The following is a 19,221-nucleotide window of genomic DNA, read 5'->3' as shown; positions in this document are numbered from 1 at the left end:
CGCACGCGCCGCTGCTGCTGCCTGCCGCGCCGGTGGCGGCACCGGCCCCGCCGCTGCCGCCCCGCCGCCGTTGCCGTCCTCGCAGCAGCCTCGGAACTCGCGAGCCGTGGCACCCGCCGGCTCAATCCTCCGGCGTGTGCTCCGGCAGCAGCCGGCACAACGCCTCAGCACTCACCTGCAGGTCTTCCGCCGCCGCGGCGGCCTGTTCCAACTTGCTGCGGATCGTCTGGAACGCGAGCAGCCCCAGTTCGTGCTCCCGCTCCCGCAGCACCGGGCACGCCCGCAGGTCGTCGAGCACGCGCGTCACCGCCGTGGCGAGCGTGGTCAGCCCTTCGAGCAGCTCGCGCACCTCGTCCGGGCCCAGCCGGCCGCTGTCCAGCTCGTCCAGCGTCTTGGCCAGCTCCCTGGCCAGCTCACCGGACCCGTGGGCTTCGCTCTGCGACGACATCGTCACTCCCTACCGCGGCGCCCTCCCGCAGCCTTCCCCCGCCTGCCGCAATCAAACGCCTCCGAGCCGCCCGGCGGAACCACCCACACGAAGCCTCTAGACTGGTCAGGTGGCTCGCGTCGTGATTCTGGACTACGGATCGGGGAACCTGCGCTCCGCTGAGCGCGCTGTGCGCCGCGTCGGCGCCGAGGTCGAGGTGACCGCCGACCCGCATGCGGCGCTGGAAGCCGACGGCCTCGTCGTCCCCGGCGTCGGCGCCTACGCGGCCTGCATGGCGGGCCTGCTCTCGGTGGGCGGGGAGAAGATCATCGGCAGCCGTCTCGCCGGCGGTCGTCCCGTCCTGGGCATCTGCGTGGGCATGCAGATCCTGTTCGAGCGTGGCGTCGAGCACGGTGTGGAGACCGAGGGCACCGGCGAGTGGCCCGGCACGGTCGACCGCCTGCACGCCGACGTCGTCCCCCACATGGGTTGGAACACCGTCCGCGCGCCGGAGGACTCGCAGTTGTTCGCCGGCCTCGACGCGGACGCCCGGTTCTACTTCGTGCACTCCTACGCCGCCCGCAGCTGGCAGCTCGACTCCGGCCTGCCCGGCCAGCAGCCCAAGGTGACGTGGGCGCACCACGGCGAGGACTTCGTGGCGGCCGCGGAGAACGGCCCGCTGTGGGCGACCCAGTTCCACCCGGAGAAGTCCGGCGACGCGGGCGCCCACCTGCTGGAGAACTGGCTGCGCAGCCTCTGACCAGCCCCACCCTCCGGGCAGCTGAGCGCCGTTGCTCCTTATAGTGGCCGCGTGACGTTCACCCTCCTTCCCGCCGTCGATGTGGCCGATGGCCAGGCCGTGCGTCTCGTCCAGGGCGAGGCGGGCACGGAAACCTCCTACGGCAGCCCGCTCGACGCGGCGCTCGCCTGGCAGCGGGACGGCGCGGAGTGGATCCACCTCGTCGACCTCGACGCCGCGTTCGGCAAGGGCGACAACAAGGAGCTGATCGCCCGCGTGGTCGGCGAGCTGGACGTGCAGGTCGAGCTGTCCGGCGGCATCCGCGACGACGCGTCGCTGGAGGCCGCGCTCGCCACCGGCGCCCGCCGGGTGAACCTGGGTACCGCCGTGCTCGAAGATCCGGAGTGGACCGCGAAGGTCGTCGCCACCTACGGCGACCGCGTCGCGATCGGCCTGGACGTGCGCATCACCGAGGACGGCCACCGGCTCAAGGGCCGCGGCTGGACCAGCGACGGCGGCGACCTGTGGGAGGTCCTGGAGCGCTTGGACCGCGACGGCGCCTCGCGCTACGTGGTCACCGACGTCAGCAAGGACGGCACCCTCAAGGGCCCGAACCTGGAGCTGCTCGCGGAGGTCGCCGCCCGCACCGACGCGCCGGTGATCGCCTCCGGCGGGGTGTCCAGTTTGGACGACCTGCGCGCGCTGGCCGGCCTCGCCGCGGACGGCGTCGAGGGCGCCATCATCGGCAAGGCCCTCTACGCGGGCGCGTTCACGCTGCCGCAGGCCCTGGACGCGGTCAGCCCGCGAGTTTGATCGCGAGGCCGATCGTCTTCTGGCGGCCCCGCAGCCTGCTGAAGAACATCGTCACCTGACCGACCACCCCGTACTTGCGCGCGATCGCCGAGCGCGCCCGCTCGGTCGCCGCGTCGTCCAGGAGCCGGGCCTGCCCGGTCACCAGCGGCCCGTGGGTCTCGCGGCCGCGGAAGTCGCAGCCCTGCAGCGTGACCTCGGGGTTGTTGCGGATCCGCTTGACCTTGCCCGCCGTCCGGTCGCTCCACACGACGATCTCGCCGTCGTGCCCGGCGGCCCACACCGGCGTCGGCACGGGCGTGCCGTTCTTGCGGAACGTCGTCAACAGGAGGTACTTCTCGGCGGCGATGCGCTCGAAATCCGACATGCCCCCAACGGTAGCGTGATCAGCGCCGCACCGGTGTCCGCTGTGGACTGTCGACCTCGCCGAACCGGGCCAGGGCCAGCGCCGCCGCCACCGCGGCCACGAAGCCGGCCACCGCCACCGGCGCGAACCCGGCCCGCGTCGAATCGCCCAGCAGGACCACGCCGATCAGCGACGGGACCACCGTTTCGCCGACCACCATCAGCGCGGTGGCCGTCGTGACGCTGCCGCGCTGCAGCGCCGAGGCGTAGAACAGCATCGCGAGCACCCCGGCCGCGGCGAGGGCGTACGCGGCGGGGTCGGTCAGCACCGCGATCACGCCCGTCGCGTCCAGCACCCGCCCGGCCAGCGCGACCACGCCGAAGCACAACCCGGAGACCAGCCCGAGAGCCGGTGTGCGGACGTGCTCGGGAGCGCGCCCGACGGTCCAGCCCGCGACCGCCAGCAGCGCGACGGCTACGAGCAGGGCGACGTGGAACGCCGTGCCCACCGGCTCGGAACCCTCGCTCCGCGCGGACACGCCGAGCAGCGCCAGCCCCGCGCACACCAGCGCGATCGCGCCCCACTCCCGGCCGGACAGCCGTACGCCGAGCGTGAGGGCCGCCACGGCGGTGACGGCGAGGCTCGCCGCGAGCGCGGCCTGCACCACGAACAGCGGCAGCACCCGCAACGCGACCAGTTGCGCCACGAACCCGACGACGTCCAGGCCGAGCCCGAGCACGTACCGCCACTGCCGCAGCACGCGCACGAGCAGCCGCGGGTCCACCCCGGACCCGCCGTCGTCCACCGCGCGGGCCGCGACGGCCTGGAACACGGACGCGACCCCGTAGGCGACCGCGGCGGCCACCGCGCACAGCAACCCCCACCACACCCACGCCACTCTAGGGAACATCTACCCTGGTGGCATGGGTGTAGCGGTCAGGGTGATCCCGTGTCTGGACGTCGACGCGGGCCGGGTGGTGAAGGGCGTCAACTTCGCCGACCTCAGGGACGCCGGCGATCCGGTCGAGCTGGCGCGGGCCTACGACGCGGAGGGCGCCGACGAGCTGACCTTCCTCGACGTGACCGCGTCCTCGGGCAACCGCGAGACCACCTTCGACGTGGTCCGGCGCACCGCCGAGCAGGTGTTCATCCCGCTGACCGTCGGCGGCGGCGTGCGTGCCTGCGACGACGTCGACCGCCTGCTGCGCGCGGGTGCGGACAAGGTGAGCATCAACACGGCGGCGATCGCCCGGCCCGAGCTGCTGCGCGAGGCGTCCCGCCGCTTCGGCGCGCAGTGCATCGTGCTGTCGGTCGACGCGCGGCGCGTGCCGGAGGGGTCGGAGCCGACGCCGTCCGGGTTCGAGGTGACCACCCACGGCGGCCGCCGCGGCACCGGCATCGACGCGGTCGAGTGGGCCCAGCGCGGCGAGGAGCTGGGCGTCGGCGAGATCCTGCTGAACTCGATGGACGCCGACGGCACCAAGGCCGGTTTCGACCTGGAGCTGATCGAGAAGACCCGCAAGGTCGTCACCGTGCCGGTGATCGCCAGCGGGGGAGCGGGCGCGGTCGAGCACTTCCTGCCCGCGGTGCGGGCTGGGGCGGACGCCGTGCTCGCGGCCAGCGTGTTCCACTTCGGACAGTTGAAGATCGGCGCGGTCAAGGACGCCCTGCGCGACGGCGGGGTCGAGGTCAGGTGAGCCTGGCACCCGAGCTGGCCCAGCGGCTCAAGCGCAACGCCGACGGCCTGGTGTGCGCGGTGGTGGTCGACCACGCGACCTCCGACGTGCTGATGGTGGCCTGGATGAACGACGAGGCGCTGGAGCGCACGCTGACCACCCGTCGCGGCACGTACTTCTCACGCAGCCGCCAGGAGCTGTGGGTCAAGGGCGAGACGTCCGGGCACGTGCAGCACGTGCGCGAGGTCCGCCTCGACTGCGACGCGGACACGCTGCTGGTGCGCGTCGACCAGACCGGCCCCGCCTGCCACACCGGCACCCGCACCTGCTTCGACAGCGACGACCGCCTGCTGCTTGAAGATGACGGAAGTGGCTTGCGTGGCGGTGCGGGGAGCGGAACCTGAGGCGGCCCCTGGCTGTGGGATCGCCTCCTCATGAATGCCAATTCACCACGTCGGCGCTGTCCTCGCCAGGAACCGCCCACCCGCCAGCCCGCCACCACCCTCAGCGGACGCGCTCCGCGCGGCGGCGCCCATTCACACCCGCGGCGGTGCCGGTTGACGGCCCACCGCAAACGGCTCCGCCGCTCATGAAACAGGCTTAGTCGATGTCGCCGGTCAGGTAGCGCTGCAACGTCGGGCCGACGGCCGCCGCGATGGTGTCGATGTCCGTGGTCGAGAACGGCTCGAACTTCGCCACGTACCGGGCCATCCCCATGCCCACCACCTGCGACGCGCACAGCGTCGCGCGCAGCTCCGGCCGGTCCGGCGACACCCGGCCGACCACGTTCTCCAGCACGTGCCGGATCAGGAAGTCCTTGAGGCTCAACGCGGCCTGGTCGTGGCTGGCGATGCTGCGCACCAGCGCGGGGAACGCGCCGCCCTCGGTGGCGTCCCACACCGTCAGGAACCGCCGCACGATCCGCTTCCCGAGCTCGTCCACCGGCCCGTCCATGAGCTGCGAGAGGAGCTCGACCGGGTCGAACGGCAGCTGCAGCACGGCCTGCGCGAACAGGCCCTCCTTGCCGCCGAACCAGTGGTTCACCATGGCCGCGTCGACGCCGGCGCGGGCCGCGATCGCGCGCACGGTCGCGCCCTCGTAGCCGCTCTCGCTGAAGACCTCGCGCGCGGCGGCCACGAGCGCGGCCCGGGTGTCCTGGCCGCCGGGGCGGCGGCCGCGCCGCTTGGCGGGCGTAGGCTGTTCCGCGGTGCTCACCCCTCCATCATGACGCGGGCGGGACCAGAATTCAACGGAGCCTGAATTAACGCCCGGTGCGAAGAGTGTCGGACCCGGGCGGCACAATGGCCCCATGGTCAGTGCGAATCCCACCGACGGCGGCCTCGGTTCGGTGAGCCCCGCACGCGACGAGTTCCGCGCCCTCGCCGAGGGTCGTCGCGTGATCCCGGTGGTCCGTCGGCTGCTCGCCGACGGCGAAACGCCCGTCGGGGTCTACCGCAAGCTCGCGGCCGACCGCCCGGGCACGTTCCTGTTCGAGTCGGCCGAGAACGGGCAGTCGTGGTCGCGCTGGTCCTTCATCGGCGTCCGCAGCCCCGCCGCGCTGACCGTGCGGGACGGCAAGGCCGTGTGGGAGGGCACCCCGCCGGTGGGCCTGCCCGCCGAGGGCGACCCGCTGACCGTCCTGCGGGAGACGGTCGCCGCGCTGCACACCGAGCCGCTGCCCGGCATGCCGCCGCTGACCGGCGGGATGGTCGGCTACCTCGGCTACGACGCCGTGCGCTGGCTGGAGAAGCTGCCGGAGCTGGCCGAGAAGGACCTCGACATCCCCGAGCTGACCATGCTGCTGGCCACCGACCTGGCCGCCGTGGACCACCACGAGGGCACGGTCACGCTCATCGCGAACGCGGTCAACTGGGACGACAGCCCGGAGCGGGTCGACGCGGCCTACGACGACGCCGTCCGCCGCCTGGAGGAGATGACCGAGCGGCTCGGCGCCGCGGCCCCCGCGACCGCCGCCGTCTTCGACCGCCCGGCGCCGGAGTTCGAGCGCCGCCGCACGCAGGCCGACTACTTCGCCGCGGTGGAGAAGGCCGTCGAGGCGATCAAGGCCGGCGAAGCGTTCCAGGTGGTGCCCTCGCAACGGTTCGAGATCCCCACCCAGGCCGACGCGCTGGACATCTACCGCGTGCTCCGCACCTCCAACCCCAGCCCGTACATGTACCTGCTGCGGCTGGACGGCTTCGACATCGTCGGCTCCAGCCCCGAGTCGCTGGTCACCGTGCGGGACGGCCGCGCCACCACGCACCCGATCGCGGGCACCCGCTGGCGCGGCGCGGACCCGGAGGAGGACGCGCAGCTGGCCAAGGACCTCCTTGCCGACGAGAAGGAACGCGCCGAGCACCTCATGCTGGTCGACCTCGGCCGCAACGACCTGGGCAAGGTCTGCAAGCCCGGCACCGTCCGGGTGGTCGACTTCTTCGCCATCGAGCGCTACAGCCACGTCATGCACATCGTGTCCACCGTCACCGGTGAGCTGGCCGAGGACAAGACCGCGTTCGACGCGGTGGCCGCGTGCTTCCCGGCGGGCACGCTCTCCGGCGCCCCGAAGGTGCGCGCGATGGAGCTGATCGAGGAGCTGGAGCCGACCCGCCGCGGCCTCTACGGCGGCGTCGTCGGCTACCTCGACTTCGCGGGCGACGCCGACACGGCCATCGCGATCCGCACCGCCCTGATCCGGGACGGGATCGCGTACGTGCAGGCGGGCGGCGGCGTGGTGGCCGACTCGGTGCCCGAGTACGAGGACAACGAATGCCTGAACAAGGCCCGCACGGTGCTCTCCGCGGTCGCCGCCGCGCAGACCATGGCGCCGCCGCGGAAGCTGGACCCGGCCGATGACGTCGCCAGCGTCCAGTAAGCGTCCACTGTGGATCGTCGCGGCCGCGCTGCTGCTGGCCGCGGCCGCGCTGTGGGGTTCCTCGCGGCTGGTCTGGGCGGCCGAGCTGCGTGACGCGGGTGTGCGCGGGATGGTGCTGGACAAGCACACCGGCGAGCAGGAGTCCGTGGCGCTGGTGCCGCTGGCCGTGCTCGCGCTGGCCGGGGTCGCCGGGCTCATCGCCGCGGGCGGCTGGCTGCGGCGCGTGCTGGGCGTGCTGGTCGCGCTGGCGGGGATCGCCGCGGGCTGGATCGCGATCGACGGCTGGCGCTTCGGCGGCTTCCCCGAGGGCGCGCCCACCGGGCAGATCTTCGCCGGGCGCGGACTGGCGCTGCTGGCGGGAATTCTGATGCTCGTCGCGGGGTTGTTGGCGATCAAGGGTGCGGGCCGCATGGCGAAGCTGGGCGCGCGCTACGAGGCCCCGGCCGGCCGGAAGAAGGCCGCGAAGGATCCGGACGCGGAGCTGTGGGAGGCGCTGTCGGAGGGCGAAGACCCGACTACTGATCGGTAGGCGGCGATTTCCGCTGCCGGACAAGGCAAGTCCGACCCGGAACCGGTCCGCACAGGTGGGCGGGTTAGCATCTTTTCTGCGGGAAGGGGAAGGTGTTTGTGAGCCAGCTTTCGAGTGAATGTGCGACAACCGGTGAGGTTGCGCCGTGACCGTTCTCGAAGACATCGTCGCCGGCGTCCGGGAAGATCTCGCCGAGCGGGAGAAGGCGCTCCCGTTCGACGAGCTGAAGCGGATCGCCGCGCAGGCGCCGCCGCCGCGGGACGCCATGTCCGCGCTGCGTGACTCGTCGATCGGCGTCATCGCCGAGGTCAAGCGCCGCAGCCCGTCCAAGGGCGCGCTGGCCGACATCCCCGACCCCGCCGCGCTGGCCAAGGACTACGAGGCGGCAGGCGCGCGGGTGATCAGCGTCCTCACCGAGGAGCGCCGGTTCGGCGGCTCGCTGGCCGACCTGGACGCCGTCCGCGCCGCGGTCGACATCCCGATCCTGCGCAAGGACTTCATCGTCACCCCCTACCAGGTCCACGAGGCCCGCGCGCACGGCGCCGACCTGGTCCTGCTGATCGTCGCCGCGCTGGAGCAGAACGCCCTCATGGCGCTGCTCGACCGGGTGGAGTCGCTGGGCATGACCGCGCTGGTCGAGGTGCACAACGCCGAGGAGGCCGACCGCGCGCTGGAGGCCGGCGCCAAGGTCATCGGCATCAACGCCCGCAACCTGCACACCCTCGAGGTCGACCGGGACGTCTTCGGCCGTCTCGCGCCGGGCCTGCCGTTCGACACGGTGAAGGTCGCCGAGTCCGGCGTCCGCGGCCCCGGCGACCTGATGGCCTACGCCGGTCACGGCGCCGACGCGGTGCTGGTCGGCGAGGGCCTGGTGGCCTCGGGCGACCCGAAGGGCGCCCTGATGAAGCTGGTCACCGCCGGATCGCACCCCGCATGCCCGAGGCCGAGCCGATGAGCGAGCACGAGCAGCACGACGCGCACGACCCCGACGAGCGCGGCTACTGGGGCCCCTACGGCGGCCGGTTCATGCCGGAGGCGCTGATCGGCGTCGTCGACGAGGTGTCCGCCGAGTACGACAAGGCCCGGGTCGACCCGGAGTTCCAGGCCCAGTTCAAGCGCCTGCTGCGCGACTACGCCGGACGGCCGTCGCTGCTCACCGAGGCCGAGCGGTTCGCCGAGCACGCGGGCGGCGCGCGGATCTTCCTCAAGCGCGAGGACCTCAACCACACCGGCTCTCACAAGATCAACAACGTGCTGGGCCAGGCGCTGCTCACCAAGCGGATGGGCAAGAAGCGGGTCATCGCCGAGACCGGCGCGGGCCAGCACGGCGTCGCCACCGCCACCGCGTGCGCCCTGATGGGCCTCGAGTGCGTGGTCTACATGGGCGAGGTCGACACCGAGCGGCAGGCGCTGAACGTGGCGCGGATGCGGCTGCTCGGCGCCGAGGTCATCCCGGTCAAGACCGGTTCGCGCACCCTCAAGGACGCGATCAACGAGGCGCTGCGCGACTGGGTCGCCAACGCCGACACCACGCACTACCTGTTCGGCACCGCCGCCGGGCCGTACCCGTTCCCGATGATGGTGCGCAACTTCCACAAGGTCATCGGCGAGGAGGCCCGCGCGCAGATCCTCGAGCAGACCGGGCGGCTGCCGGACGCGGTCGCGGCCTGCGTCGGCGGCGGGTCCAACGCGATCGGCATCTTCCACGGCTTCATCGACGACCCGGACGTGCGGCTCGTCGGCCTGGAGCCGGGCGGCGAGGGCATCGACGGAAACCGCCACGGCGCCACCCTGACCAAGGGCACGCCGGGCAACCTGCACGGCGCGATGTCGTACCTGCTGCAGGACGAGGACGGCCAGACGGTCGAGTCGCACTCGATCTCGGCCGGCCTGGACTACCCGGGCGTCGGCCCCGAGCACGCGTGGCTCAAGGACAGCGGCCGGGCCGAGTACCGGCCGGTCACCGACGCCGAGGCGATGGACGCGTTCGCGCTGCTGTCCCGCACCGAGGGCATCATCCCGGCGATCGAGTCGGCCCACGCGCTGGCCGGCGCCATCCAGCTCGGCAAGGAGCTGGGCCGGGACGGGCTCATCGTGGTGAACCTGTCGGGCCGCGGCGACAAGGACATGGACACCGCCGCGAAGTACTTCGGATTGGTGGAGAAGTGACCGGGCTGCAGGATCTGTTCGCTCAGACGAAGAGCGAGGGCCGCGCCGCGCTGGTCGGCTACCTGCCCGCCGGGTACCCGACGGTGCCGGGCTCGAAGGACCTGCTGGCGGCCCTGATCGACGGCGGCGCGGACCTCGTCGAGGTCGGCGTGCCCTACTCCGACCCGGTGATGGACGGCCCGACGATCCAGCTCGCCGCGGACGCCGCGCTGAAGAACGGCTTCCGGCTGCGGGACCTGTTCGAGGTCGTCGAGTCGGTGTCGGCCCGCGGTGGCCGCGCGGTCGTGATGACCTACTGGAACCCGGTGCGCCAGTACGGGGTGGAGAAGTTCGCGCGCGACCTCGCCGCCGCCGGTGGCCTCGGGCTCATCACGCCGGACCTGATCCCGGACGAGGCGGGCGAGTGGATGGCCGCGTCCGAGCAGCACGGCCTGGACCGGATCTTCCTGGTCGCGCCGTCCTCGTCGGAGGAGCGGATCGACCTGACCGTCAAGGCGTCCTCCGGGTTCGTGTACGCGGCCGCGGTCATGGGCGTCACCGGCGCGCGGGACCAGGTCAGCAGCGGCGCGGCCGAGCTGGTGGCCCGCACCAGGGCGCACACGGACCTGCCGATCGGCGTCGGCCTGGGTGTCCGGTCGCGTGAGCAGGCGGCCGAGATCGCCGGGTTCGCGGACGCCGTGATCGTGGGGTCGGCGCTGGTGTCGGCCGCCGCGGGCGGCACCGAACCGGTGCACGCGCTGGCGGGTGAGCTCGCCGAGGGCGTGCGCCAGGCCGTCGCCACGGCGTGAGCCCGGGCTAAAACACGTGGCCGCCGGGCCCGCTGATCGGCAGACTGGCGGCATGGCCTATGAACTCGCGCAGGTGAACGTCGGCCGCTTGGTCGCCCCGCTGACGTCGCCCCAGCTCAAGGACTTCGTGGGCGCGCTCGACCCGATCAACGCCCTCGCCGACGCCGCCCCCGGTTTCGTGTGGCGCATGCAGACCGAGGACGGCAACGCGACCGCGATCCGCGCCTTCGAGTGGGACACGGGCACCAGCGCGGGGGTCATCGTCAACATGTCGACCTGGCGCTCGGTGGAGGACCTGGCCGCGTACGTGTACTCGGGCGAGCACCGGGCCGTGCTGAAGCGCCGCCGCGAGTGGTTCGAGCGGATGCCCGAGGCGTTCACCGCGCTGTGGTGGGTGCCCGAGGGGCACCGGCCGGGCACCGCCGAGGCCGAGGACCGGATCCGGCACCTGCGGGCGCACGGGCCGACGCCGTACGCGTTCACCTTCCGCGAGACGTTCCCGCCCGGCGGCGCCGTGCCCGAGCCCGGGCAGGCCGACTGGTTCTGCAAGGCATGAGCATGGCGAAGGTGCTGTCGGTCAACATCGGGTCGAAGCGCGAGGTGCGGGAGGCCGATCTCGGGGTCACCGGGATCGACAAGCGTCCCGTCGACGGGCCGGTGGCGGTGGCCGCGCCCGGCCCGCGCGGGGTCGGCGCGAGCGGCGTGGCCGGTGACGTGATCTGCGACCTGCGCCACCACGGCGGCGACGACCAAGCGGTGTACGCGTACGCGCGGGAGGACCTGGACGTCTGGGCCGCGGAACTGGGCCGCGACCTGCCGCCGGGCGTGTTCGGCGAAAACCTGACCACGGTGGGCGTCGACCTGACCGGGACGCTGATCGGGGAGCGGTGGCGGGTCGGGTCGTCGCTGGTGCTGGAGGTGACGTCGCCGCGCATCCCGTGCCGCACGTTCGCCGGCTGGCTCGGCGAACGCGGCTGGGTGAAGACGTTCACACAGCGTGCGCTGCCCGGCGCGTACTTCCGGGTGCTGGAGCCGGGCCCGGTCCAGGCCGGCGACGCGGTGACGGTGCTGTCGCGGCCGGACCACGGGGTGACGATCGGGACGGCGTTCCGGGCGTTCACCACGGAGCCCGCGCTGCTGCCCGACCTGGCCGCCGTGGAGGCCCTGCCGGAGTACGACAAGCGCAAGGTACGCCGCGCCCTCGAGCGGCGAGGAGCGTCCGCGGGCTAGGGCGGCCGGCGCCGGGTGGAAGGGTGCCCTCGCGTTTCGGATGAACCGGGGGACGATATGCCACACTGGCCTGCCGAACCGGGCCACCTCGTGTTGCGGGTCGAGCCGTGGACGGTCGAGGACGTGCTCGACTTGCCCGAGGATCGCGGCTGCCGGATCGAGCTGGTCGATGGTGCTCTGCTGGTGAGTCCGGCACCCCGGTCCGGACACCAGCGCCTCCTGCAACGGTTGCTGATCGGATTCCCGCCGGTGCTTCCGGCGGGAACCGAACTGCTGCCGGGGGTGAACGTCCGGTTGGGCGGGCAGCGGTTGCTCATCCCGGACTTCGTCGTCATGAACCGGAGCGGGCACAGCGGCCTGTATTGCCAGGCTCAGGATTTGCTGCTGGCGGCGGAGATCGTCTCGCCGTCGAGCCGGGTGCAGGACCGGGTGCTCAAGCGGCAGCTCTACGCGGAGGCGGGCGTCCCGTTCTACCTTCTCGTGGAGACCGACGGCCCGGCGGTGCTGTTCGAGCTCGCCGACGGCGAGTACCGCGAGAGCGCGCGCAGCGAGGGCGGCAAGCTCACCTTCTCCCAGCCCTTCGCGGCCACCCTCGACCTCACCCGCTGATCGGGGCATGGCAGGCTGTCCGCATGGCCCGGCCTTCTCCCCTGCAGGTGCGCAGTCTCGTCATCGCCGTGGTGGCGGCTCTCGTGGCGGTCTGGAACGTCACCCAGGGTGGCCCGTGGTACCTCACGGCCATCTTCGGCGTCGGGTGTGTGCTCGCGATCGGGTCGGCCGTCCTCAACCGCGCGGGCTGACCCACGCACTTCACACCGCGCACGTTACGGTGAGCGCGTGAATTCCGCCTCGGCTGTGTTCCTCGCGACGATCCCGAGCCCGGACCGCGGCGTCTGGCACCTGGGACCGATCCCGATCCGCGCCTACGCGCTGTGCATCATCGCCGGCATCATCCTCGCCATCTGGTGGGGCGACCGCCGCTGGGTGCAGCGCGGCGGCACCAAGGGCACGGTGGTCGACATCGCCGTGTGGGCCGTGCCGTTCGGTCTCGTCGGCGGGCGCCTCTACCACGTCATCACCGACTGGTGGCGTTACTTCGGCGAGGGCAAGGACCCGGTCAAGGCGCTCTACATCTGGGACGGCGGCCTCGGCATCTGGGGCGCGATCGCCCTGGGCGCGGTCGGCGCGTGGATCGGCTGCCGTCGCAAGGGCGTGCCGCTGCCCGCCATGGCCGACGCGATCGCCCCCGGCATCATCGCCGCGCAGGCCATCGGCCGCCTCGGCAACTACTTCAACCAGGAGCTCTACGGCGCGCACACCACGCTGCCCTGGGGCCTGGAGATCTACCAGCGCTTCGACCCGAACAACCCGACGATCCCCGACCAGGGGCCCAACGGCATCGCGTTCGGGCACATCCCGCTCGCCGACAGCCCGGTGCACCCGACGTTCCTGTATGAGCTGATCTGGAACCTGCTCATCGCGGCGCTGGTCGTCTACGCCGACCGCAAGATGCGCCTCGGCCACGGCCGCGCGTTCGCCCTGTACGTCGCCGGGTACACGCTGGGCCGCTTCTGGATCGAGCTGATGCGCAGCGACGACGCCACCCACATCCTCGGCCTGCGGGTCAACACCTGGACGTCGATCCTGGTGTTCGCCGGCGCGATGGTGTACTTCTTCCTCGCCAAGCGCCGGGGGCCGCGCGAGGCGCCGGAAACGTTGCGCAGCAAGGACGACGATTCGGCCGACGACACCGAGAAGGTGTCCCCGGAACGCGAGTAGTTCTACTCAGGCGCGCGACCGGCCGGGCGCGGCAGACTGGCGATCATGACCGCGCCCGACCCGCTCCGGCCCCGGCCGGGAGTCGCCTTCCTGGGGTTCGCGCTCGCGACCGGACTGCTGATCGGGGTCGTGGTCGCCCTGGCCCGGGACGCGATCACCGGCTGGCACGCCGGCGAATACACCTACGCGTTCATCGGGGTCACCTTCGGCGCGATCATCGGCGGGTGCCTGTGCCGGCTCGCTCGGCCGCCGTGGCGTTCCCTGGGCAGCGGACTGCTCCTCGGCGGCGCGCTCGGGTTCGCCGCCCTCGCCGCGGTGGGTGTGGTGCTCTACATCGGCTTGACGCAGTGGTCTAGCTGACCAGGCCGCGCCCCGTCACCAGCGGCAGATCCAGCGCCGTCAGCAGCCCGGGCGGTGCCGCGACCACCGCGGGGATCGCGTTCACCAGGCGCATCGCGGTCGCCTTGAGGCCGGCCGTGTTGTGGTCGCCGTCCGTGCCCACCAGCCGCAGGTCCAGCGTGTAGTTCGGCTCGCCGGTCACCTGCACCCGGTAGCAGCCCTGCCCGGACGGCTGCGGCCAGTCCGGCCCCAGGTCCGGCCGCAGCCGCGTCACGTGTTCCAGCACGCACACCGGCCGTCCGCCACGCATGCCGCGCACCTCGAACCGCAGCGCGGCCGCCGTGCCCTCGGCGATGGTGCCGCACGAGATGTCGAACGTCGCCGGCGCGGGAAGCCGTTCGTAGCTCTCCTCGACCGCGTCCAGCTCCACGCCCAGCCCGGCCGCCAGCTGACGCACCACGCTGCCCCACGCCAGCGACAACACGCCGGGCTGCAGCAGCATCGGCTTCTGGTCCAGCGGGCTGCCGAAACCCATGATGTCGAAGACGACCTTGCGGTTGTCGTAGGTCGAGTAGTCGAGGATCTCGAAGCAGCGCACCTCGTCGATCCGCTCGCACACGCCGGTCAGCACCAGTGGCAGCCAGTCGTTGGCGAATCCGGGGTCGACGCCGTTCACCCACAGGGACGCGCCGCCCTCGGCCGCGGCCGCACGCACGGGCGCGGACACCTCCTCGGGCACCACGCCGTCCGGGAACTGCAGGAACACCGGGCTGCTCGACACCACGTTGACGCCCGCCCGCAGGATCCGCTGCAGGTCGGCCAGCGCTTCCATCAGACGGTCGTCCGCCATCGCCGTGTAGACCACGCAGTCCGGCTTCAGCGCCAGCAGCGCGTCGGCGTCGGTGGTCGCCTCGACGCCCAGCGTCCGGCCAAGGCCGGCCAGCTCACCGGCGTCGCGGCCGGCCTTGTCCGGGTTCGACACCCAGACGCCGGCCAGTTCCAGCTCCGGATGCGCGTCGATGCCCGCGATCGCGTGCCGCCCCACGTTGCCGGTGCTCCACTGCACCACCCGGTGGGTCACAGGTCCGGCAATCCGAGTTCGAGGTTGGGCGCCTGCAGCCCACCGTCCACTTCCAGCACCTTCCCGGTGACGAACGAGCCGGCCGGGGAGGCCAGGTAGACGATCGCGGCCGCGATGTCCTCGACCTCGCCGAGCCGGCGCAACGGCGTGTCCGCCTCCATCTTCCCCTTGATCTCCGGGTTGTTCACCACCACTTCGAGCGCCGAGGTCGCCACCGACCCGACGGCGATCGCGTTGACCCGGATCCGCGGCGCGAGGTCGTAGGCGGCCAGGCGCGTGTAGTGGGCGAGCGCGGCCTTGGCGGTGCCGTAGGCGGCGAACCCGCGCCCGGCGACACGGCCCATGTTCGACGAGATGTTGACGACCGCGCCGCCGTCGGTCATGAACGGCACGGCCGCGGTGGTGAGGGCGTGCGCGGTGGAGACGTTGAAGCGGAAGGCTTCCTCCAGGAACTCGGGTGTGGTCTCCAGCAGCGGGCGGGGGTAGGTGCCGCCGACGTTGTTGACCACGATGTCCACGCGGCCGAACTCGCCGACCGCGGCCTGCGCGAGTGCGGCGGCCGCGGCGGGATCGCTGAGATCGGCAGGCACGACGTGCGCGCGCCGCCCGGCGTCGGCCACGCGCGCGGCGACGGCGTCGAGGTCGGTCTTCGTGCGGGAGGAGATCACCACGTCCGCACCGGCTTCGGCCAGCGCCACGGCGGCTCCCGCGCCGATGCCGCGCCCGGCCCCGGTGACCACGGCGACCCTGCCGGTCACGCGGAAACGATCGAGGATCATGCGCCCGACTGTAACAGGTTCTAGTTCTGTGCGGGGTGGAAGAACCGGTCGATCCAGGGGCCGAACTCCCGCGTGCAGTCGGCGCGCAGCGCGTCCACGAACGCGTCGATCGCCGAGTCGATCTCCGCGAGCGGGCGAAGGGCGCCTTGCGCGCCGGTCACGTCGTCGACCACCCGCCAGCGGTCCCCGGCGGCCACGATCCGGACCTGCCACCGGTCCTCCAGCGACAGGGACGTGAGCTCGAAGTCGCCCCGCGCCGGGCTGGTCTGCCATTCGCGCAGGGCGGCGGCGAGCTCGACCACCGGGAAGGCTCCCTCGGAGTAGATCTCCGCGCCGTCGCGCACCACGAGGTCGGCTTCGACCTGCACGAACACCTCGGCCTCCGAACGCCCGTGCAGGTCGGGCGCGGCCAGCGCCGAATACCGCAGTTCCACCACGTTCTCCCGTCTGGTCCCGGCCGGGACGGACCGGGAGCCACCGCCAGTTCACCATGGTCGCCGACGCGGACTTCCGCTGCCGTGCCAGCGCTTCCCCGGGTCAGGGTCGCGTCGGGCGGATCGGCAGTACGGCTAGTTCGCCATGGTCGCCGACGCGGACCTCCGCTGCCGTGCCAGCGCTTCCCCGGGTCAGGGTCGCGTCGGGCGGATCGGTAGCACCGCCAGTTCGCCACGATCGCCGACGCGGACTTCCGCCGCTGCGCCGTAATGCCGGGCCAGCGTCTCCGTGGTGAGCACCTCCGCGGGCGGCCCGGCGGCGACCGCCCGGCCGTCGTCGAGCAGGAGGAGCTGCTCGGCGTACTGCGCGGCGAACGTCAGGTCGTGCAGCGTCGACACCACGGTGATCCCGTCCTCGTGCCGCAGCCGGTCGATCAGCTCCAGCAACGCCTGCGCGTGCCCGATGTCGAGGCCGGTGGTCGGCTCGTCGAGCAGCAGCAGGCTCGCCCGCTGCGCCAGCACCCGCGCGAGGACCGCCCGCTGGCGTTCGCCGCCGGAGAGCATGTCCATTCGCCTGCCCGCCAGCGCACCCAGATCGAGCCGGGCCAGCACGTCCTCCACAATGGACAAGTCCGCGCGGCTTTCCCGTGCCAGCAGGCCCAGGTGCGGCGTCCGGCCGAGCAGCACGTAGTCGGTCACCGTCAGGCCCGCGGGCACGGCCGGGTCCTGGGGCGCGTAACCGACCACGCGCGCCAGTTCCTTGCGCGGCAACCCCGACCTGCCGTCGATGAGCACTTCCCCTTGCGGCGGCAGGAGTCCCGCCACCGTTTTGAGCAAAGTGGACTTCCCGGCGCCGTTCGGGCCGACGATCGCCAGCCACCCGCCGGGCGGCACCTCGACCGACACCCCGTGCACCACCGGGCAATCGCCGTAGCCTGCCCGCACCGAGCGCAACGACAACGCGGTCACGAGAACCTCCTCCGCGACGAGCGCAGGATCCAGGCGAAGAACGGCGCCCCGGTGAACGCGGTGACCACGCCCAGCGGCAGCTCGCCCGGCATGACCGTGCGCGCCAGCTGGTCGGCCAGCACCAGGAACGCCGCGCCGCCGACCAGCGACAGCGGGATCACCACCCGGTAGCTGGCCCCGGCGAGCATCCGCACCACGTGCGGCACCACGATCCCGACGAACCCGATCAGCCCGCTCACCGACACCGCCGCCGCGGTCGCCAGGGACGCCGCCGCCAGCACGACCAGCCGGATCCGGCCTGGCCGCAGCCCCAGCGACGCCGCCTCCGCGTCGCCGAGCGCGAGCACGTCCAGCAGCCGCGCCGACAGGCACAGCACGACCGCGGCGACCGCCACGTACGGCACCGCGATCAGGACCTCCCGCCACCCGCTCACGTTCAGCCCGCCCAGCATCCACGTGTAGACCTGCCGGATCGTCTCCGTGTTCAGCTGCTGCGCGAACGTCTGGATCGCGGTGAGGAACGACGCCACCGCGACCCCGGCCAGCAGCAGCGTGCTCGTGCTGCCGCCGGCCGAGCGGCCGACCAGCCAGCTCAGCCCGACACCGCCGAGCGCGCCGGCGAACGCGGCCAGCGGCAACGGGCCGACGACCCAGCCGCTGACCGCCGGGGCGAACACCACGACGAGCGTGGCCGCCATGCCCGCCCCGGCCGCCGCGCCCAGCAGGTACGGGTCGGCGAGCGGGTTGCGGAACACGCCCTGGAACGTCGCCCCGGACACCGCGAGCGCCGCGCCCACGATCCCGGCGAGCAGGACCCGCGGCACGCGCAGCTGCCACACGATCGCGGCCTCTCGCGCGGACAGCGGCGACTGCCCGCCGGTGACCTGCGCCCAGATCTCGGCGAGCACCCGCTGCCAGCCGAGGTCGCTCGCCCCGACGAGCACGGCGAACAGCAGGACGGCCACGAGCACCACGAGCCCGGCGACCAGGACCGGGGCTCGCAGCCGCGTGCGGGTGTCAGGCACCGGCCTTGGTGATCACGTCGGCGACCGTGCGGACGAGCTCGACGATCCGCGGGCTCCAGCGCGAGGCGATGTCGTCGTCGAGGGCGATCACCTGTCCGCGTTGCACAGCGGTCAACGTGTTCCAGCCCGGCCGGGCGGCGACGGTCTGCGCGTTCTGCCCGCAGCACTTGCTGTCCGCGAGGAAGATCAGGTCCGGGTTGGACTGCAGGATGCGTTCGGCCGACAGCTGCGGGTAGCCGCCGGAGGCGTTCGGATCGGTCCCGTCGGCGATGTTGGTAAGGCCGAACCGGGTGAGAACCTGCCCGACGAACGTCGCCGAGGTCACGCTGTAGAACGTCTGGTCCAGCTCCCAGTAGTAGGTCAGCGACCGCTTCGGGGTGTCCGCGACGATCTTGTCGATGTCGTCGCGGGTCTGCCGGGCCAGGCTCTCGCCCTCGGCCTGGTGCCCGGTCGCCTTGCCCAGCACCTCGAACTGCGCGTAGGCGTCGTCGAGCGTCTTCGCGTCGGGCATCACGAGGGTCTTGGTGCCGGTCCTGGCCAGCGCGTCGGCGAGGCCGGTGGTGTCGGCGTAGACCACGACGAGGTCGGGCCGGTAGGCGGCGATCGCCTCCGGATCCGGGCTCAGGCCGGACAACTGGGTCCGCGGCGCCTGCTCCGGGAAGTTCGACGCCGAGTCGACGGCGACCACCTGCGGTCCCGCGCCGAGCGCGAACAACGTCTCGGTGGCGGCGGGCGACAACGACACGATCCGCTGCGGCTGCCGGTCGAGCGTCACCGCCGGTGCGCCGGGCGCGGCGACCGTGACCGGGAAGGCGCCCTGCGTTTCGGGCGGGGCGGTCGAATCCTCGGACGGCCGGGTGGCGCACCCGGCGAGTACGAGTAGAACGGCGAACAACGGTGCGATACGACGGAACACGGGAAGACCTCGGTTTCCGGCCGGCGTCCCGGGGCCCCGTCCCGCACCCAGGCGTAACGGACGCCGCACCCCTGAGCCGGAGGCGAAAGGCGTCGGCGCGGCGGCAGGCGACCTGGCTCGACCGGGTGAGCACGGAGCGCACCCGAGTCATCACAGTTGCGGCACAGCACCGGGTTCCCACCGGTTTCGCGGCCGCCGCGTCACTGGTCGGCAAGCCGCTGACCAGCGTGAGGAACGCTACCACCGCCGAATCTGGCCGCCGGGCGGGATCCTCGCGTAATCTTGATGGGATCGCGCGACGCGTATGCTCGGT

Annotated in this window: 25 protein-coding genes; 15 read left to right on the top strand and 10 right to left on the bottom strand. The window is 72.6% G+C overall.

Features of this window, described 5'->3' with window-relative positions; genetic code table 11:
* Positions 1 to 121: 121 nt before the first annotated feature.
* Entirely contained in the window at positions 122 to 448 is a 327-nt protein-coding gene (locus AMY39116_RS0321475) for a hypothetical protein (RefSeq protein WP_235716187.1), read from the bottom strand.
* Between the two features lie 109 nt (positions 449 to 557).
* Between AMY39116_RS0321475 and hisH the strand changes: the two genes are divergently transcribed.
* Both hisH and priA read left to right on the top strand, forming a co-directional pair.
* Positions 558 to 1,187, top strand: a complete 630-nt coding sequence (hisH, locus tag AMY39116_RS0321470; protein WP_037323030.1) for an imidazole glycerol phosphate synthase subunit HisH — start codon at positions 558 to 560, stop codon at positions 1,185 to 1,187.
* A 51-nt stretch (positions 1,188 to 1,238) separates the two neighbouring features.
* The gene (priA, locus tag AMY39116_RS0321465) at positions 1,239 to 1,979 is read left to right on the top strand and encodes a bifunctional 1-(5-phosphoribosyl)-5-((5-phosphoribosylamino)methylideneamino)imidazole-4-carboxamide isomerase/phosphoribosylanthranilate isomerase PriA (RefSeq protein WP_020419691.1); all 741 of its coding nucleotides are present in this window, start codon (positions 1,239 to 1,241) and stop codon (positions 1,977 to 1,979) included.
* Here priA and AMY39116_RS0321460 read toward each other — a convergent pair.
* Both AMY39116_RS0321460 and AMY39116_RS0321455 read right to left on the bottom strand, forming a co-directional pair.
* On the bottom strand, positions 1,963 to 2,343 hold the full coding sequence (locus AMY39116_RS0321460) for a PPOX class F420-dependent oxidoreductase (protein ID WP_020419690.1): 381 nt from the start codon (positions 2,341 to 2,343) through the stop codon (positions 1,963 to 1,965). The genes priA and AMY39116_RS0321460 overlap by 17 nt on opposite strands.
* A gap of 19 nt (positions 2,344 to 2,362) precedes the next feature.
* The gene (locus tag AMY39116_RS0321455) at positions 2,363 to 3,211 is read right to left on the bottom strand and encodes a DMT family transporter (RefSeq protein WP_039791683.1); all 849 of its coding nucleotides are present in this window, start codon (positions 3,209 to 3,211) and stop codon (positions 2,363 to 2,365) included.
* A 34-nt stretch (positions 3,212 to 3,245) separates the two neighbouring features.
* On the opposite strand from AMY39116_RS0321455, the gene hisF reads away from it, so the two are divergent.
* Together hisF and hisI are read left to right on the top strand one after the other, a co-directional pair.
* A complete protein-coding gene (gene hisF, locus AMY39116_RS0321450) occupies positions 3,246 to 4,019 on the top strand; it encodes an imidazole glycerol phosphate synthase subunit HisF (protein ID WP_027936114.1) in 774 nt (257 codons plus the stop codon).
* The gene (hisI, locus tag AMY39116_RS0321445) at positions 4,016 to 4,402 is read left to right on the top strand and encodes a phosphoribosyl-AMP cyclohydrolase (RefSeq protein ID WP_020419687.1); all 387 of its coding nucleotides are present in this window, start codon (positions 4,016 to 4,018) and stop codon (positions 4,400 to 4,402) included. Before hisF ends, hisI begins: the two co-directional genes overlap by 4 nt.
* 196 nt (positions 4,403 to 4,598) lie before the next feature.
* On the opposite strand, the gene AMY39116_RS0321440 is transcribed toward hisI, so the two are convergent.
* On the bottom strand, positions 4,599 to 5,213 hold the full coding sequence (locus AMY39116_RS0321440; RefSeq protein ID WP_020419686.1) for a TetR family transcriptional regulator: 615 nt from the start codon (positions 5,211 to 5,213) through the stop codon (positions 4,599 to 4,601).
* Positions 5,214 to 5,307: 94 nt separating this feature from the next.
* On the opposite strand from AMY39116_RS0321440, the gene AMY39116_RS0321435 reads away from it, so the two are divergent.
* From AMY39116_RS0321435 to AMY39116_RS0321385, 11 genes are all read left to right on the top strand, one after another.
* Positions 5,308 to 6,870, top strand: a complete 1,563-nt coding sequence (locus tag AMY39116_RS0321435) for an anthranilate synthase component I (RefSeq protein WP_020419685.1) — start codon at positions 5,308 to 5,310, stop codon at positions 6,868 to 6,870.
* On the top strand, positions 6,848 to 7,399 hold the full coding sequence (locus tag AMY39116_RS0321430) for a Trp biosynthesis-associated membrane protein (RefSeq protein ID WP_020419684.1): 552 nt from the start codon (positions 6,848 to 6,850) through the stop codon (positions 7,397 to 7,399). The genes AMY39116_RS0321435 and AMY39116_RS0321430 overlap by 23 nt, the downstream gene beginning before the upstream one ends.
* A gap of 145 nt (positions 7,400 to 7,544) precedes the next feature.
* Complete coding sequence (gene trpC / locus AMY39116_RS0321425) at positions 7,545 to 8,354, top strand: indole-3-glycerol phosphate synthase TrpC (RefSeq protein ID WP_020419683.1); 810 nt, start codon at positions 7,545 to 7,547, stop codon at positions 8,352 to 8,354.
* A complete protein-coding gene (gene trpB, locus AMY39116_RS0321420; RefSeq protein WP_020419682.1) occupies positions 8,333 to 9,568 on the top strand; it encodes a tryptophan synthase subunit beta in 1,236 nt (411 codons plus the stop codon). Before trpC ends, trpB begins: the two co-directional genes overlap by 22 nt.
* Positions 9,565 to 10,356 (top strand): tryptophan synthase subunit alpha, encoded by a 792-nt coding sequence (gene trpA, locus AMY39116_RS0321415; protein ID WP_020419681.1) that lies wholly within the window; start codon positions 9,565 to 9,567, stop codon positions 10,354 to 10,356. Before trpB ends, trpA begins: the two co-directional genes overlap by 4 nt.
* A gap of 52 nt (positions 10,357 to 10,408) precedes the next feature.
* Positions 10,409 to 10,912, top strand: a complete 504-nt coding sequence (locus tag AMY39116_RS0321410) for a DUF3291 domain-containing protein (protein WP_020419680.1) — start codon at positions 10,409 to 10,411, stop codon at positions 10,910 to 10,912.
* Positions 10,909 to 11,586 (top strand): MOSC domain-containing protein, encoded by a 678-nt coding sequence (locus tag AMY39116_RS0321405; protein ID WP_020419679.1) that lies wholly within the window; start codon positions 10,909 to 10,911, stop codon positions 11,584 to 11,586. The genes AMY39116_RS0321410 and AMY39116_RS0321405 overlap by 4 nt, the downstream gene beginning before the upstream one ends.
* Positions 11,587 to 11,643: 57 nt before the next feature.
* Complete coding sequence (locus AMY39116_RS0321400) at positions 11,644 to 12,195, top strand: Uma2 family endonuclease (RefSeq protein ID WP_039791676.1); 552 nt, start codon at positions 11,644 to 11,646, stop codon at positions 12,193 to 12,195.
* A gap of 23 nt (positions 12,196 to 12,218) precedes the next feature.
* Complete coding sequence (locus tag AMY39116_RS46850) at positions 12,219 to 12,386, top strand: hypothetical protein (RefSeq protein WP_020419677.1); 168 nt, start codon at positions 12,219 to 12,221, stop codon at positions 12,384 to 12,386.
* 37 nt (positions 12,387 to 12,423) lie between these two features.
* Positions 12,424 to 13,365 carry a prolipoprotein diacylglyceryl transferase gene (lgt, locus tag AMY39116_RS43365; protein ID WP_235716186.1) on the top strand — a complete coding sequence of 314 codons (942 nt, stop codon included), beginning with the start codon at positions 12,424 to 12,426 and terminating at the stop codon, positions 13,363 to 13,365.
* 45 nt (positions 13,366 to 13,410) lie between these two features.
* The gene (locus AMY39116_RS0321385) at positions 13,411 to 13,725 is read left to right on the top strand and encodes a hypothetical protein (RefSeq protein ID WP_020419675.1); all 315 of its coding nucleotides are present in this window, start codon (positions 13,411 to 13,413) and stop codon (positions 13,723 to 13,725) included.
* On the opposite strand, the gene AMY39116_RS0321380 is transcribed toward AMY39116_RS0321385, so the two are convergent.
* The 6 genes from AMY39116_RS0321380 to AMY39116_RS0321355 form a co-directional block, all read right to left on the bottom strand.
* On the bottom strand, positions 13,718 to 14,785 hold the full coding sequence (locus AMY39116_RS0321380; RefSeq protein ID WP_020419674.1) for a diacylglycerol kinase: 1,068 nt from the start codon (positions 14,783 to 14,785) through the stop codon (positions 13,718 to 13,720). The two genes, AMY39116_RS0321385 and AMY39116_RS0321380, sit on opposite strands and share 8 nt — an antisense overlap.
* Positions 14,782 to 15,564: an SDR family oxidoreductase gene (locus AMY39116_RS0321375; RefSeq protein WP_020419673.1), complete on the bottom strand. Its 783-nt coding sequence runs from the start codon at positions 15,562 to 15,564 to the stop codon at positions 14,782 to 14,784. Before AMY39116_RS0321375 ends, AMY39116_RS0321380 begins: the two co-directional genes overlap by 4 nt.
* A 20-nt stretch (positions 15,565 to 15,584) precedes the next feature.
* Entirely contained in the window at positions 15,585 to 15,998 is a 414-nt protein-coding gene (locus AMY39116_RS44755; protein ID WP_020419672.1) for a hypothetical protein, read from the bottom strand.
* A 192-nt stretch (positions 15,999 to 16,190) separates the two neighbouring features.
* Positions 16,191 to 16,967 (bottom strand): ABC transporter ATP-binding protein, encoded by a 777-nt coding sequence (locus AMY39116_RS0321365; RefSeq protein WP_020419671.1) that lies wholly within the window; start codon positions 16,965 to 16,967, stop codon positions 16,191 to 16,193.
* Positions 16,964 to 17,992, bottom strand: coding sequence for an iron ABC transporter permease (locus AMY39116_RS0321360; RefSeq protein ID WP_020419670.1), 1,029 nt, complete (start codon positions 17,990 to 17,992; stop codon positions 16,964 to 16,966). Before AMY39116_RS0321360 ends, AMY39116_RS0321365 begins: the two co-directional genes overlap by 4 nt.
* On the bottom strand, positions 17,985 to 18,908 hold the full coding sequence (locus AMY39116_RS0321355; protein ID WP_235716185.1) for an ABC transporter substrate-binding protein: 924 nt from the start codon (positions 18,906 to 18,908) through the stop codon (positions 17,985 to 17,987). Before AMY39116_RS0321355 ends, AMY39116_RS0321360 begins: the two co-directional genes overlap by 8 nt.
* Positions 18,909 to 19,221 lie beyond the last annotated feature (313 nt).

The organism is Amycolatopsis sp. ATCC 39116 (genome assembly GCF_000231075.2).
In the GTDB taxonomy this organism is placed as follows: Bacteria; Actinomycetota; Actinomycetes; order Mycobacteriales; family Pseudonocardiaceae; genus Amycolatopsis_E; species Amycolatopsis_E tucumanensis.
The sequence above is the reverse complement of the archived record's forward strand: the minus strand, read 5'-3'. Positions and strand labels throughout refer to the sequence as shown.